The 15,541-nt window shown below is 71.1% G+C and carries 9 protein-coding genes; 6 read left to right on the forward strand and 3 right to left on the reverse strand.

Annotated elements, in window-relative coordinates:
• Positions 1-70: 70 nt before the first annotated feature.
• Positions 71-1,105: a nitronate monooxygenase gene (locus VJ693_RS00160; RefSeq protein WP_324151429.1), complete on the reverse strand. Its 1,035-nt coding sequence runs from the start codon at positions 1,103-1,105 to the stop codon at positions 71-73.
• Positions 1,106-1,257: 152 nt separating this feature from the next.
• Between VJ693_RS00160 and VJ693_RS00165 the strand changes: the two genes are divergently transcribed.
• Genes VJ693_RS00165 through VJ693_RS00175 form a run of 3 tightly spaced genes read left to right on the forward strand, consistent with a single transcriptional unit; the run spans position 1,258 to position 8,330 of the window.
• A complete protein-coding gene (locus VJ693_RS00165) occupies positions 1,258-3,819 on the forward strand; it encodes a TonB-dependent receptor (RefSeq protein WP_324151430.1) in 2,562 nt (853 codons plus the stop codon).
• Positions 3,809-5,092, forward strand: a complete 1,284-nt coding sequence (locus VJ693_RS00170; RefSeq protein WP_324151431.1) for an extracellular solute-binding protein — start codon at positions 3,809-3,811, stop codon at positions 5,090-5,092. Before VJ693_RS00165 ends, VJ693_RS00170 begins: the two co-directional genes overlap by 11 nt.
• Positions 5,093-5,138: 46 nt before the next feature.
• Positions 5,139-8,330, forward strand: a complete 3,192-nt coding sequence (locus tag VJ693_RS00175) for an ATP-binding protein (RefSeq protein WP_324151432.1) — start codon at positions 5,139-5,141, stop codon at positions 8,328-8,330.
• 47 nt (positions 8,331-8,377) lie between these two features.
• Here VJ693_RS00175 and VJ693_RS00180 read toward each other — a convergent pair whose 3' ends face one another.
• Together VJ693_RS00180 and VJ693_RS00185 are read right to left on the reverse strand one after the other, a co-directional pair.
• Positions 8,378-9,289 (reverse strand): 5'-nucleotidase, encoded by a 912-nt coding sequence (locus VJ693_RS00180; protein ID WP_324151433.1) that lies wholly within the window; start codon positions 9,287-9,289, stop codon positions 8,378-8,380.
• 34 nt (positions 9,290-9,323) lie between these two features.
• Complete coding sequence (locus tag VJ693_RS00185) at positions 9,324-10,319, reverse strand: AAA family ATPase (protein ID WP_324151434.1); 996 nt, start codon at positions 10,317-10,319, stop codon at positions 9,324-9,326.
• 569 nt (positions 10,320-10,888) lie between these two features.
• On the opposite strand from VJ693_RS00185, the gene VJ693_RS00190 reads away from it, so the two are divergent.
• The 3 genes from VJ693_RS00190 to VJ693_RS00200 are packed head-to-tail and all read left to right on the forward strand — an operon-like array spanning position 10,889 to position 15,495.
• Positions 10,889-11,881 carry an FAD:protein FMN transferase gene (locus VJ693_RS00190; protein ID WP_324151435.1) on the forward strand — a complete coding sequence of 331 codons (993 nt, stop codon included), beginning with the start codon at positions 10,889-10,891 and terminating at the stop codon, positions 11,879-11,881.
• A 33-nt stretch (positions 11,882-11,914) separates the two neighbouring features.
• Positions 11,915-14,890 (forward strand): hypothetical protein, encoded by a 2,976-nt coding sequence (locus tag VJ693_RS00195; RefSeq protein ID WP_324151436.1) that lies wholly within the window; start codon positions 11,915-11,917, stop codon positions 14,888-14,890.
• On the forward strand, positions 14,887-15,495 hold the full coding sequence (locus VJ693_RS00200; protein ID WP_324151437.1) for a hypothetical protein: 609 nt from the start codon (positions 14,887-14,889) through the stop codon (positions 15,493-15,495). Before VJ693_RS00195 ends, VJ693_RS00200 begins: the two co-directional genes overlap by 4 nt.
• Positions 15,496-15,541: the final 46 nt, after the last annotated feature.

Here is a 15,541-nt window from a genome sequence, read left to right on the forward strand (position 1 = left end):
GCGTCTCACCTTGAGAGATGCGCCACAACCTTTCAATTGAGCGGGCCGACACCGTCGGCCCCTCAGACGATCACGCCCAGCCCGCGGCCAGCTCGCGTGTCAGCTCGGCCGCCGGGCCCTCGCGGCAGCCGCTGCGGTTCTGGCCCGACCACAGCGGCGAGAAGTCGGCGGCCCCGCGTGCCTCGGCCCAGGCGCGCAGCGGCGCGATCGCCGCGGTGGCCAGCGGGAAGGCCGGCGCCAGCGGGCTGATCGGGCCCCAGTCGCGCACCACCCGGTTGACGATGCCGCGCGCCGGCCGGCCGGTGAAGACGTTGGTCAGCGCCGTCGGTGCGTCGGTCTTCAGCGCGGCGCGGTGCAGCGCGCTGGTCGTGGCCTCGGCGCACAGCAGGTAGGCCGTGCCGACCTGCACGCCGGCCACGCCGAGCTCGCGCGCGGCGCGCACGCCCGCGGCGTCGGCAATGCCGCCGGCGCCGATCACCGGCAGCTTCACCGCGCGCGCCACCTGGGGCCACAAGGCGAAGCTGCCGAGCTGGCTGCCCAGGTCGTCGCTGAGGAAGATGCCGCGGTGGCCGCCGGCCTCCAGCCCCTGCGCGACGATGGCGTCGGCGCCGTGGGCCTCGAGCCAGCGCGCCTCGTCGACAGTGGTCGCCGAGGCCAGCACCTTCGAGCCCCAGGCCCTCACGCGCGCCAGCAGCGCGGGCGCGGGCAGGCCGAAATGGAAGCTCACCACCGCCGGCCGAAAGGGCCCGACCACGTCGGCCATCTCATGGCTGAACGGTGCTCGGCCGGGGCCGGCGGGAATCGCGGCCGGGTCGATGCCGGCTTCGCGGTAGGCTGGCATCAGCGCCTCGCGCCAGCGCGCCTCGCGCATCGCATCCGGCCGCGGCGGCAGGTGGCAGAAGAAGTTGAGGTTGTAGGGCGCGCTGGTGGCGCGGGTCAGGCGGGTCAGTTCGTCACCCAGGGCTTCGGGCGTCAGCATCGCGGCCGGCAAGGCCCCGAGGCCACCCGCGTTGGAGACGGCCGCCGCGAGGGCATGCCCCTGCACGCCGGCCATCGGGGCCTGCAGGATGGGGTGCTCGATGCCGAGCCAGCGGGCGAGGTCCATGCGGAAAACATACCGCGGAATGCCACCGCACGCCAGCAAACCCCTGCAGCAGACCCGCCAGGCTTGCGAAAACCCGGGTCTCGCGGCAGAGGGCCCGCCCTAGAATGGTTTGGCCGTCCGTCATGCCGCGAACGAGTGCCTATGGAGGGACCATGGCCAAGATCCAGCACCGCACCGAGGCCGGCCAGGTGGCCGCTGCCGCCATCCGGTGCACCGCCCGATGGGCCCTGGCCGTGGCGGCGGTGCTGCTGCCATGCCAGCCGGCCGGGGCGGCGGACAACGACGAGGGCACGCGCGCCGCGGGGGCGGCGCCGACGCCAGCCCCGGCGTCCGAAACCCCGCCGGCGGACACGGCAGGCACCCCCCTTCAACTCGAGCGGATCGTGGTCACCGGAACGGCAGGGCGGCTGAGCAAGCTGCGCTCGAGCCTGTCGGTCAGCACGCTCGACGCCGAACGCCTCCAGCAGCTCGGCGCCGACAGCGCATCGGACATCCTGCGCAGCGTGCCCGGCATCCTGGCCCAGTCCTCCGGCGGCGAGGGCAACGCCAACATCACCGCGCGCGGGCTGCCCCTGAGCGGCGGCGCGAAGCTGATGCTGTTCGAGGAGGACGGCCTGCCGGTGCTGAGCTTCGGCGACATCGACTTCGCCACCATCGACACCTTCGTGCGCGCCGATGCCACGCTCGACCGGGTCGAGGTGATCCGCGGCGGCTCGGCCGCGACCTTCGTGAGCAACGCGCCCGGCGGCATCTTCAACTTCATCAGCAAGACCGGCGAGGCCCCCGGCGGCAGCATCGCCCTGACCAGCGGCGTCGATTTCGACCGCCAGCGCGTGGACCTCGACTACGGCCGCCCGCTGGACGACCAGTGGCGCTTCCACATCGGTGGCTTCTACCGCCAAGGGGAAGGGCCGCGCACCGTCGGCTACCGGGCCGAGGACGGCGGGCAGATCAAGGGCAACCTGACGCGCAGCTTCGATCGCGGCTTCGTCCGCGTGAGCTTCAAGCTGCTCGAAGACCGGGCTCCGGTCTACCTGCCGGTGCCGGTGGCCATCACCGGCACCACCGCGGACCCGCATGTCGCGTCGCTGCCGGGTTTCGACGTCCTGCACGGTGCGATGCAGTCGCGCTACTTCCTCGACGACCTGTCGGTCGGCCGCGACGGCCAGGTGCTGCACACCGACATGCGGGACGGCTACTACTCGCGCAGCCGGGCGCTGGGCCTCGAGGGCGAGCACGAGCTGGCCCCGGGCTGGTCCGTCGAGGGCAAGCTGCGCGTGGCCGCCACCTCCGGCCGTTTCGTGGGCCCGTACCCGGCGCAGGTCGATACCGCGTCGGCCCTCGCGACGGCCATCGGCGGCGCCGGGGCGACGCTGCGCTACGCGAACGGCCCGCTGGCCGGGCAGGCCATGACCGACCCCGCCACGCTGAACGGCAACGGGCTGGCCGTTCGCACACACCTGTTCAACACCACGCTGAACGACCTGGGCAACTACACCCACGACCTCAAGCTCACCCGCAGCTTCGAGGGCCAGGGGCAATCGGGCAGCGTCACCGTGGGCTACTTCAAGTCGCGCCAGGAGATCGATCAGGACTGGCACTGGAACACCTACCTGCAGGAGGTGCGCGGCCAGGACAGCGCCTTGCTCGACGTGGTCGATGCGCGGGGCAACGTCGTCACGCAAGGCGGGCTGGTGGCCTACGGCGAGCCCTTCTGGGGCAATTGCTGCGTTCGCTCCTACCGCCTGCGCTACGACACCGATGCACCTTACCTCGCCGTGCACTGGCAGAAGGGGCCGGCCGACCTCGACGCCAGCTTGCGCTACGACATCGCGCGCGGTTCGGGCAGCTATGCCGGCGCCAGCGGAACCCGGGCGCTCGACGTGAACGGCGACGGCGCTCTCCAGGTGCCGGAGCAGTCGGTGCCCGTCGTCGACCCGGCCACGCGGATGCCGGTCGATTCCACCGTGCGCTACCTGTCGTACTCGGTGGGCGGCAACTATCTGCTGACGCCCGACCTGGCGCTGTTCGCGCGTGCCAGCAAGGGCGGCCGGCACAACGCCGAGCGTGTGCTCTTTGGTGGCGGCATCCGGGCCGACGGCAGCATCGCCAAGGAGATCGCGGTGAACACCGTCACCCAGTACGAGGGCGGGGTCAAATGGCGCCGCGGCAACGCCAGCGTGTTCGCCACGCTGTTCCACGCGACCACCCAGGTCACCGACCAGGACATCACCTCGACCACCGAGCGGTTCAGCAGCCGCGAGTACGAAGCCGATGGCCTCGAGCTCGAGGGCGCCTGGGACACGGGTGATTTCAGCCTGCGCGGCGGCCTGACGTACACGCGGGGCAAGATCGCCGCGGACCAGATCACCCCCTTGCGGGTCGGCGAGCAGATCAACCCCAAGTTCATGGCCCAGTTGGCGCCCTCGTACCGCTGGGGCCGCGCCCGGTTGGGCCTGAACATCATCGGCTTGACGGCGTTCCCGTCCACGCGCGGCGGGCTGGCCAACCCCGGCTTCGTCCAGGTCAACGCCTTCGCCGGCTATGCTTTCGACAAGCAGTGGACGCTCTCGATCACCGGCAACAACCTCTTCGACCGGGTCGGCATCACCGAGATCCCGAACGCGTCGGGTGGAGTCACCGCGAACGGTGTGAACACCGCGCGGTCCGTCGATGGCCGCACGATCCTGGCCACCCTCGCCTATGCCATGTAGCGCCGCGACGCGATGGGTGCGCGCCGCGCTGCTGCTGGCGCTGGTGGCCGTGGCCAGTGCTGCCACGGCCGCACCCAAGACCATCACCGTCTGGACCCGGGTGGCCTTCAACTCGCTGGAGGCCGACGCCGTCAAGCGCTCTGTCGCGGCGTTCAACCGCTCGCAGACGGCCTACCGGGTCGAGCTGTTCTCGTCGAATTACCGCAGCTACGCCGACTGGGTGCAGAGCAGCGCCGGCACCGGCACGCTGCCGTGCCTGCTGGAGATCGACGGGCCCTTCCTGGCCGAGTTCGCCTGGCCGGGTTATCTGCAGCCGATGGACCGGTTCGTTTCCGCCGAGCTGCGGCGCGACTTGCTGCCGTCCATCGTCGCGCAGGGCACGTACGACGGGCACCTGTACAGCCTCGGACAGTTCGATTCTGGGCTGGGCCTGTGGGCCAACCGGCGCTACCTGCGAGCGGCCGGCGTGCGCATCCCGACGGTGGCCCGGCCGTGGACACTGGCCGAGTTCGAGCAGGCGATGGACAAGCTCGCCCGGGTGCCCGGCGTCGACTACCCGCTGAACCTGGCGCTGTACACCGGCGCCAGCGAGTTCTTCGCCTATGCCTACCTGCCCATCCTGGCCGGCTTCGGCGGCGACTTCATCGACCGCGGCACCCACCTCAAGGCCCGTGGCGTGCTGGACGGCCCGGCCTCGGTGGCCGCGATGCGGCGGCTGCAGATGTGGCTCGGCAAGGGGTGGACGCAGGCGGTGCGCGACCGCAACGACGACTTCGAGAAACGCCGCACCGCGCTGCTGTGGACGGGCCACTGGAAGTACGCGAGCCTGCACGAGGCGCTCGGCGACGATCTCGTGCTGCTGCCCCTGCCCGACCTGGGGCACGGCCTGAAGACTGGCATGGGCTCGTGGAGCTGGAGCATCACCAGCGCCTGCCCCGACCCGGCCGGCGCCTGGGCGTTCCTGTCGCACCTGATGTCGGTCGACGAGATCCTGCGCATGACGAACTCCAACGGCGCGGTCCCGGCGCGGCGCTCGGCGCTGGCGAGGTCGGCGCTCTACGGGCCGAGGGCTCCGCTGCAGGTGTTCGCGCAGCAGTTGTTCTCGGGGGCGGGCGTGCCGCGGCCGGTCACGCCGGGCTACAGCACGATCAGCAAATCCTTCGCCACGGCCGTGAGCGCCATCCTCGACGGGGCGGACGCGCAGGCCGAGCTCACCCGCGCCGCGCAAGCCATCGACGACGACATCGCGGCCAACCGGGGGTACCCGCGGTGAAGGGGCACGCGCCGATGTCGATGATGGGCGCAGACCGGGGCGGTGCATGAAGGTTGGCATCCGGCAGAGGATCGTGCTCGTGCTGGTGGGGGTGCTCTCGCTCAGCACCGCCCTGAACGCCCTGGTCGCCTCGTACTTCACCAACCAGCAGAACGAGCAGGCCGCCTTTGCCGGCCTGCGCAACGACCTGCTCGGCTGGCAGGCCGACCTGCAGGCCCTGACCCGGCAGCTGCAGGGCGTGGCCATCGCGACGGTCGGCGACGTCACCACCCTCGACCAGCTCGCCGAGCTGATGACGCTCGAGTTCAACATCGACGACCCGGCGCGCGCCAGCGAGCATCGCGAGATGAAGCGCACGCTTGGCTATCGCAAGACCGTCTCGATCGGCCGGCTGCAACTGGCGCTGCGCACCGGCGGCTTCTCGGGCATCGAGGTCTATTCGATGGGCCGCCTGAGCCACACCGTCTCGCCTTCGGGCGCCGGCATGAGCATCCGCAATGCCGCCGGCCGGCCGGTCTGGGTCGTGGCGGATGCCGATGCCAAGGGCGATCTGCCCTTGCGCAGCTGGCCCGCCTGGAAGGACGTGAAGGCCCCGGCGGTCGACGACAGCCTGTCCGCGGGCCTGCGCCCGCCGGGCGTCTCGATCCTGTTTCCGCCATCGGACGACGTTTCGATCGAAGTCGTGGTGCCGGTCCAGGGCTTCATCGAGGATGTGATGACCGACGCGGCGACCAATTCCATCGTGCGCTTCTTCTCCGAGTTGTCGGTGGTGGGCGAGCCGGGCCGGACCGGAGCGCCGCTGGCCGCGGCGGGCGTGCCCGGCAAGGCGGCGACCGTGGTGGCCGTGGTCGTGTTTCGCAAGCGCATCGACCGGGCCATGCTGGAGAGCATCGCCAGCAAGACCGCCAAGGCGCCCGCACTGCTGTCACCCAGCGGCGGCCACGCGCGCTTGCTGGACAGCGCGTTCCCGGTGCTCCCCGATCGGCCAGGCCCCGGCTGCGGCAGCGAGCCGGCGCAGCAATGCGTCGTGTCGGTCGACCAGAAGTCGTACTACGTCGCCTTCCAGCCGCTGCAGCTCGACGGGCGGACGCAACTGGTGCTGGGTCTTGCGGCGCCCCGCGACGGCACGCTCGCCAACATCCGGCAGACCGTCTACGCCATCCTGCTGCTGGCCTGCGCCACGATGCTGATCAGCGTCGCGCTTGGCCTGTGGTGGGTCAAGCGATTCACCGACCCCGTCGCCCACCTGACCGCCGCGGTCAAGCGCATCACGGACGATCGCCGCGAGGGCGGCGCTGCCCAGGCGCCGGCGCTGGAAAGACTGGGGCAGGTGGACCTGGACACGCCGGGCGAGGTGGGGGCGCTGGCCCGCGCCTTCAACGACATGCTGGGCGAACTGCAACGATCCTTCGAGACCCTGGAGCAGCGGGTGCAGGCGCGCACGGCAGAATTGCGGCAGCAGGCCCGCTACCTTCGCACCTTGATCGACATGCTGCCGATGCGGGCCTGGTTCAAGGACACCGAGAGCCGCTTCCTGGCCGTCAACCAGGCCGAGGCGCAGGTCCACCACCAGGACCCGGAACAGCTCGTCGGCAAGGCGGCGCACGACCTGTGGCCGCGTGAGCAGGCCGATGCGTTCCGGGCCGAGGACATCGAGGTCATGCGCACGCGGCAACGCAAGATGCTGGAAGAGTCCGAGGCCGGCCCGGGCGGCATCGTCTGGCGCGAGGTCTTCAAGGCGCCGGTGATCGACGAGGACGGCAGCGTGCTGGGCACGGTCGGCGTCGCGCGCGACATCAGCGAGCGCAAGGCCGCCGAGGCGGCGCGCGAGGCGGCCCTGGCCGAGGCCAGGCGGCTGGCGCAGCTGCGCAGCGAATTCCTCGCCCAGATGAGCCACGAGCTGCGAACGCCGCTCAATGGCGTGCTGGGTTTCGCGCAACTGCTGCAACGCGATCAGGCGCTGACCGAAGCCCAGGCGAAGGGGCTGCGCGTCATCGAGGAAAGCGGGGCCCACCTGCTCCGGCTGATCGACGACATCCTCGACCTGGCGCGCATCGATGCCGCCAAGCTGGTGCTCTACCCGAGCGAGGTCAACCTGCCGGTCTTCCTGCAGGCGGTGTGCGACGTCGTCCGCATCCGGGCCGAAGAGAAGGGGCTGATCTTCACCAGCGAGGCGGCGCCCGGGCTGCCGGAGGCGGTGAACGTCGACGAGCAGCGCCTGCGGCAGGTGCTGCTCAACCTGTTGTCCAACGCCATCAAGTTCACCGACCGCGGGCAGGTCATGCTGCGCGTGCAGGCCCAGCCGGCCGGCCCGCAGGGCGACGCCGGCCCGAGGGTCCGGCTGCACTTCGAGGTGCAGGACACGGGCATCGGCCTCAGCGCGGAGCAGGCGGCGCGCCTGTTCCAGCCCTTCGAGCAGGTATCCGAGGCGCCGCGGCGGGCCGGCGGCACCGGCCTCGGGCTGGCGATCTGCCGACAGCTGGTGCGGCTGATGGGCGGCGACGTGGCGGTGCAGAGCCAGCCGGGCGAAGGCAGCGTGTTCTGGTTCGAGATCGAAGTGCCCGTGGGCCAGGCAGCCCCCGCGGCGGCGCGGCCGCTGGGCCGGCCGACCGGCTACCGGGGCCCGCGCCGGACCGTGCTGGTGGTGGACGACGTGGAGCAGAACCGCCTCGTGCTGTACGAAGGGTTGAAGGCGCTGGGATTCGAGGTCATCGAGGCGAGCGACGGCCAGGAATGCCTGGACGTGGTCCGGCGAACCCCGCCCGACCTCGTGCTGATGGACGTCATGATGCCCGTGATGGACGGGCCCGAGGCCACGCGCCGCCTGCGGCAGCTGCCCGGGCTGGGCGAAGTGCCGATCGTCGCGACCTCGGCCAGCGTCACGCCCGAGGTCGAGGCGGCGTGCCGCGCGGCCGGGGCGAACGCTTTCGTGCCCAAGCCGATCGATCAGAACCGGCTGCTGGACACGCTGGCCTCGCTGATGAACCTGGCCTGGGTGCGCGAGGCGGCCCCCGCCGCGGCGGCCGACGACGCCGCGCTGGTCTATCCGCCGCCCGACGAGATGCAGGAGCTGCGCCGGCTCGCCCGCATCGGCAACATGGGGCCCTTGCGGCAGCGCGCGGAGCAACTCGGCCAGCGCGACCCGCGCTACGCGCCCTTCGCGGCCCGGCTGGCCCGCCTGGCGTCGGAGTTCCAGACGACGGCCATCACCGCGCTGGTCGAACGGCAGGGGCGCTGACGCGCCCGCCGCCGTTCAGCGTGCCCGGCCGCCGACGGGGCGCGGTGTCACGGCGTGCCGAGGTTGCGCACCCCGGACGCCACATGGCCCGAGGGCACATGCGATGCGGCGTTGGCCACATGGCCGGTCTGGTCGTCGAAGAAGAAGTCGGGCTCGAACTCGCGCAGGAACGGGCCCTTGGGCAGGCCGCCGAGGAAGATGGCCTCGTCGACCTCGATCTGCCAATCCATCAAGGTGCGGATCGCGCGCTCGTGCGCCGGCGCGCTGCGCGCCGTCACCAGTGCGGTGCGCAAGTGCGTGCCACCGGCACCGGCGCTGCGCTGCAACCGGTGCAGCGCCTCCAGCAAGGGCTTGAACGGGCCCGGCGGCAGCGGCGTGCTGGCGCGGCTGACCTCGTGGCGCTGGAAGGCGTCGAGCCCGTCGCGCTGGTAGATCACTTCGGCCTCGTCGGAGAACAGCACGGCGTCGCCGTCGAAGGCGATGCGCAGCTCGTTCGGGTGGGCCTCGGAGGCGCGCGCCGAATGCGGGTAGACCTGGGCCGCCGGCACGCCGGCATCAAGCGCCTGGCGCACGTCGGCCAGGTTGGCCGAAAGAAAGAGCTGCGCGCCCAGCGGCCGCAGATAGCGCCACGGGCTCTGGCCGCGGGTGAACGCGCCGCGCTCGATCGGCAGGCCGTAGTGCTGCGCCGAGCGGAACACGCGCATGCCCGAGACCGGGTCGTTGCGCGACAGGATCACCACGTCGACGTGCGGCGCCGCCGGGTCGACGTTGAAGGCGAGCAGCTTCCTGGCGAGCGAGAACGCGACGCCGGGCAGCGCGGGCTGCTCCAGGCGCTGCAGCTGCAGCTGCATGTAGGCGCGGTCGTCGTTCGCTTCGAAGACCTGGTTCTCTTCCTCGAAATCGAACAGCGCGCGCGATGACAGGGCGACGACCAGGCGGCCGTCAAGCGAGGCAGACATCGGGGGATGATACCCAGGCCCTGCCTAGACAAGATCAGTGCATGAAGCCGATCGAGCCCTTCTTGGACGATGCTGCCGGCAGGTCGCGCGGCTCGACCGCGTCCCGGCCGTCCAGCCGGGCGTTGCCGAAGCCGGTCATCCAGGCGCGGCGCATCTCGCGCGGCGGCATCTCGGCCAGGTGCGCCAGCGTGTCCTCGCGCGGTGCCGGCTCGAAGCGCTGGCCCCAGTCGTGGTCGGCGCGGATGCCTTGGTACAGGCGCAGCGCGATGGCGCGCGCCGCATCGGCATCGGGCATCTGGATTTCGAACACATTGACCCGATTCAGGATCGGGTCCGGAATGGCGCGCTCGTCGTTCGCGGTGGCGACCCAGATCACCTGGCTCGCATCGATCGGCACCTCGGCAAACTCGTCGGTGAAGCTGCCGGCGGTATCGTGCTCGAGCAGGCTGTACAGCGAGCCCAGCGGGTCGTAGGCATGCTCGCCGCGCGCCTTGTCGATCTCGTCGACCACCATCACCGGGTTGGCATACGGGCCGTCGATCAGCGTCTCGAAGACCTTGCCGGGCCGGGCGCCTTTCCACTGGCTGGAGGCGCCCGAGAGCACCCAGCCGGCGGTCAGCGAACTCATCGAGACGAAGCCCATGCCAGTGCCCAGCAGGTGGGCCACGGCACGCGCGAAGTGGGTCTTGCCGACGCCGGGCGGGCCCAGCAGCAGCATCGGCGTCAACTCCAGCGCGTCGCGGCTGTCCTGGCACAGCGCGAGCTGGCGCTTCAGGTCGTCGAGCACCTCGTGGAAATTCGGCAGTTCGTCGTAAAGCCGGTCCATCACCGGCAGGCCCGAGGGCTTGACCTGGAAGCGATCGGGGCCGCGCTCGAGCATGCGCTCATAGGTGCTGCGCAGGCTCTCGTGCTCACGCGGCGGCAGCTTCTGCAGCTTCTTCTCGACCTCGTCGATGCGAAAGACGCTGCGCATGCGCGCGATCGGCAGCATGCCGCTGACGGCGGGCAGGCGTTGGGCGGATGTGGACATGCGAACCTCCGTCGACATCTCGGTGGCGCCCGGCCGCCCGAAGCCACTGAGCGCTCCCTCTGGGGGGGAAGCGAGCAAGGCGAGCATGGGGGCGCCATTTCAAGCCCCGGTGCGGGCACTCTCCGGATTGAAGATACACCACCGGTACGCTCATTCAAGCAAGAGTGGCGCCAGCCCGATGGCGTGAACAGGGGCATGAAGGCGCGGCAGTTGTCCGGCACGCGGCGCACTCAGGGCGAACCCGGATAGCCGACGCGGGGCCCCGCCGGTGTCCAGGCCATGCATGCGGTAACCAACGGTGGCGCGGCCCGAGAGGTGGGGCGGCGCCGTGGTCTCCAGGCAGGGCGCGAAGGCGGCGTGACATTGTTCTCGGCGCGCGGGCTGCCTCGCCGCTGCGCGGTGTTGCGAATACATACACATCGAGCGCCCGGCGCCGCGACGCCCGGCCGAATCCACCCAGGCTCGCAGTTACATTTGCGCGACGCCGATGTCGGCCGCGCTCGTCGGCGGTCACCCCCGGCTTCCACCATCCCGTCGATCTTCGCGCATTGCCCGCCTCGAATCCCGCCATGGCCCTCGGTCTGTCCTCCTTGCGTTCACGCTTCGCCGGCCTGGCCGCGGCGCGGCCGTGGGCCGCCGCGGTACCGGCCGGCTGGCTCAGGCGCGAAGAGGCGATCATGGGCACCGCGATCAACGTCGAGCTGTGGGCCGACGAGCGGGCGGCCGGCGAGGCGGCGATGGCCGCGGTGATCGCCGAGATGCACCGCATCGACCGCACGATGAGCCCGCACAAGCCGGACTCGGAGCTGTCGCGCATCAACCGCGACGCCGGCCGTGGCCCGGTACCGCTGTCGAGCGAGATGGCCATGCTGATCGGCCGCGCGATCGAGTTCTCGCGCTGGTCCGACGGCGCCTTCGACATCAGCTACGCCAGCGTCGGCCAGCTCTACGACTACCGCGCCGGCATCGCGCCGGACGAGGCGGCGCTGGCCGCCGCGCGCGAGTCGATCGGCTGGCAGGAGCTGCTGCTCGACGCCCAAGCCGGCACGCTGCGCTTCGGCCGCCCGGGCATGCGCATCGACCTCGGCGGCTTCGCGAAGGGCCACGCGGTGGACCGCTGCATCGCGATCCTGCGCGAGCGCGGCATCGCCCATGCGATGGTCAGCGCCGGCGGCGACAGCCACGTGCTCGGCGATCGCCGCGGCCGGCCCTGGATGATCGCGGTGCGCGACCCGCGGCGCGAAGGCGGCGTCGTTGCCGTGCTGCCGCTCGAGGACGCGGCGATCTCGACCTCGGGCGACTACGAGCGCTTCTTCGAGCGCGCCGGCGTACGCCACCACCACCTGATCGACCCGCGCACCGGCCGCTCGGCCGCCGGCGTGCGCAGCGTCACCATCGTCGCCGACGATGGCCTGACCACCGAAGCCCTGTCCAAGACGGTGTTCGTGCTGGGCGTCGAGCGCGGCATGGCCCTGATCAATTCCCTGCCCGGTGTCGACGCGGTCGTCGTCGACGCGGCCGGGCACCTGCACCACTCGGCCGGCCTGCTGCCGCCGGCCTGAGCCCACCCGATTCCCTGCCCGAGGAGCCACCCGATGCCACCCCATGCCAAGTTGACGATGCCGGGCCGCGCCGCCTGGGCCGTCGCCCTCGGCCTCATGGCCGCCGCCGCGCTGCCCGGTTGCTCCGGCTCGGACAAGTCGGACGCCGACAGCCTCAGCATCGAAGGGGCGGTGCCGTTCGCCTACGTCAAGCGCGTCAACACGCTCAGCGTGAACCCCACCAACGGGGCGCCGAGCGCACCGGGCGGCGACCTGATGGTCAAGGAGATGTCGTCGCCCAGCGCGACCGAGCACAACCTGACCGAGTCCATCACCCAGGGCAACGGCGACGCCTCCGACCCGGAGGTCTCGTACAACGGCAAGAAGATCGTCTTCTCGCTCAAGTGCCCGACCTCGAACACCTCCCAGGTCGACGGCCAGCCCGCCTGCACCGGCCGCTGGAACATCTGGGAATACGACATGACCGGCGCGACGCTGACGACCGGCAAGTTCCGCCGGCTGACCAGCTCGACCGAGGACGATGACGTCGACCCGGCCTACCTGCCCGACGGCCGCGGCTACGTGTTCACGTCCAACCGCCAGACCAAGAGCAAGGTCAACCAGGCGCTGGGCCGCAGCTACTACGCGCTCGACGAGTACGAGCGCGAGCGGGTGTTCAACCTGCACACGATGAGCGCGCAGGGCACCAACATCCAGCAGATCTCGTTCAACCAGAGCCACGACCGCAACCCGGTGGTGCGGCCGAACGGCGACATCATGTTCTCGCGCTGGGACCACGTCGGCGGGCGCAACCATTTCAAGATCTTCCGCGTCAAGCCCGATGGCACCGACCTGTTCGTGCTGTACGGCGCGCACAGCGAGGGCAACAGCTTCCTGCACCCGCGCGACATGGACCCGAGCGGCAAGTACGCCGGCTTCGTGGCGTCCGACCTGATGCCGCTGTCGCGCACGCAGGAAGGCGGCGGCCTGGTCTTCGTCGACGTGGCCAACTACTCCGAGCAGAACACGCCGGCCAATTCGAGCGTGCCGGCCGAAGGCGGGCAGACCACCGCCACCGAGCAGGTGCTGAACATCGAGCGCGGCCTGTCGCGCTACGGCCGGGTGACCACGCCGTATCCGCTGTGGGACGGCACCGACCGCCTGCTGGTGGCCTACCGGCCGTGCGAGGTGTCACGTGGCACCGACGTGGTGTCGTGCGCCACGCTGACCGACGAGGAGCTGGTGCGCCTGTCCGACGAGAACCGAACCCTCGAGGACGCGGCCGCCGACGAACTGCAGAACAACGTCCCGCCGCCGTACGCGATCTACATGTTCGATCCGGCCAAGCAGACCTGGCTCAACGTGGCCGCGCCGCCGCCGGGCTTCATGTACACCGACCCGGTGCCGATCGTCTCGCGCCCGGGGCCGAACGTGGTCGACCCGACCTCGGTCGACGCGACGCTCGCCGCGCAAGGCCTGGGCCTGCTCGAGGTGCGCAGCGTCTACGACACCGACGGCCTGGGCCGCATGGGCGACGCGGTGCTGGCCGGGGCCGACCTGCCCGAAGGCTGCACCGCCGCGATCCCGAAGACCACGCCGACCGACGCGAACGACACCCGGGCCCAGGTGGCCGACATCCTGCGCATGAAGGACCCGGCCGATCCGTCCTACCGCTGCTCGCCGGCGCGCTTCATCCGCGCGGTGCGGGCGGTGGCGCCGCCGTCGTCGACGATGGCGCTGCGGGAAGTCATCGGCGAGACCAACTTCGAGCCGCAGCAGATCCTCGGCTACGCGCCGATCGAGCCCGATGGGTCGTTCAAGCTGCACGTGCCGGCCGATACGCCGGTGGCGCTGGCGGTGGTCGACGATCAAGGCCGGGCCTTCCAGACCCACACCAACTGGATCCAGGTCCGCCCGGGTGAGCGCCGCACCTGCGACGGATGCCACAGCCCGCGCCGCGGCGGCGCGCTGAACTCCGGCGCGATCGCCGACACCATGCCCGCGACGCTGCGCGCAGCGCTGGCGAGCCAGCACCAGTCGGGCGAGACCATGGCCTCGACCCGCACGCGCCTGGACCCGAACGCACTGAAGCTGGCGGCCGACCTCGTCTACAACGACGAGTGGGCCGACACCAGCAAGGGCGTCACGGCGCGCAGCGCGGTCTCGATCAGCTACAGCGCGCTGGCCACGCCGGCGCCGACCAACGGGATCATCAACTACCCCGACCACATCCAGCCGCTGTGGTCGCGCGATCGCGGCGCCAACACCTGCACCACGTGCCACAACGCCGCCGACACCAAGCTCGACCTGTCGGGCACCCAGGCCGGCACCGGCCGGCTGGTGTCCTACGAGAAGCTGTTGGTCGGCGAGCCGCTGCTCGACGCCAACGGCCGGCCGGTGACGCAGCTCGAAGGCGGGGTGCCCGTGCTGCAGCGCCTGCCGGCGCTGGTCTTCAACATGGCCAGCGAGGGCGGCGCGCTCGGCCTGGCGCGGCAAAGCCGGCTGGTCGAGATCCTCTGGGGCCAGAGCCTGATGGCCGGGGCGGACGCCCGTGCCGCACACCCGGCCCCGCCGAACACCGCGCCCAACCACGCGACGATGCTCAACGCGGCCGAGAAGCGCCTGGTGGCCGAGTGGATCGACCTGGGCGGCCAGTACTACAACAACCCCTTCGACGGCGCCAACGTGCGCACCGTCGCGACCCTGAGCCAGGCGACCTTCGAAGCGCAGGTCCACCCGATCCTCAAGGCCCAGTGCGCAAGCTGTCACCAACCGGTCGGCAGCAATGGGTCGATATCATTCAGCGAGAACCGATTCGTGCTGACCGGCGACGCCGAGGGCGATTTCGGCGTCACGCTGACGATGATCTCCAACACCTGCACCCCATCGGCCAACTACCTGCTCCAGCGACCCTCGACGATTCCGCACCCCGCCGGGGCGACGGGCCAGACGACGGCCGTGCTGCCGGCGGGCAGTGCCAACTACACGACCATCGCCAACTGGATCGCCAGCGGCTGCCCCACCCCATGACACCACCTGCGCGACGATCCCTGCGTGCGGCTGCCGGCCTGGCGGCCGCCCTCGTGCTGGCCGGCTGCGGCGGCGGCAGCCCGCTGGGCAACCCGCCCGACGTGTCGAACCCGCCGGGCACCGATGGACGCAAGCTGGCCTTTGCCTACTTCCAGCGCTGCATCTTTCCGCTGCTGCTGGCCGAGCTGCCGGTGCCGGGCGGCAGCGGCACCAACACCTGCGCCGGGGGCGGCTGCCACGACGACACCACCGGCACCGGCGGCGCGCTGCGCGTGGTCCGCAGCGCCACGCCGCTGGACCTGACCGACGCGGCCAACACGGCCGACGTGATCCGCGCCAGCGACATGTACAAGAACTATTACTCGGCGCAAGGGGTCACGATCCCCGGCGAACCGTTGCAAAGTCGCTTGCTCGCCAAGCCCTTGCTGCTGAACATGCTGCATGGCGGCGGCCTGATCTTCGAGACCGAAGACGACCCGAACGCCAAGCTGATCCGTTACTGGATCGACCACCCCGCGCCGCGCGACCAGGACGAGTTCAGTCCGGCGACCTACGGCATGTTCAACCCGCCCGACCCGAACACCGGCGCCTGCAAGACCGATTGATGACGTTGAGCCATCGCCTATCCATCGGGCTGGCCGGGCTGGCCGG

Source organism: Ideonella sp. (genome assembly GCF_035254525.1).
In the GTDB taxonomy this organism is placed as follows: domain Bacteria; phylum Pseudomonadota; class Gammaproteobacteria; order Burkholderiales; family Burkholderiaceae_C; genus Ideonella.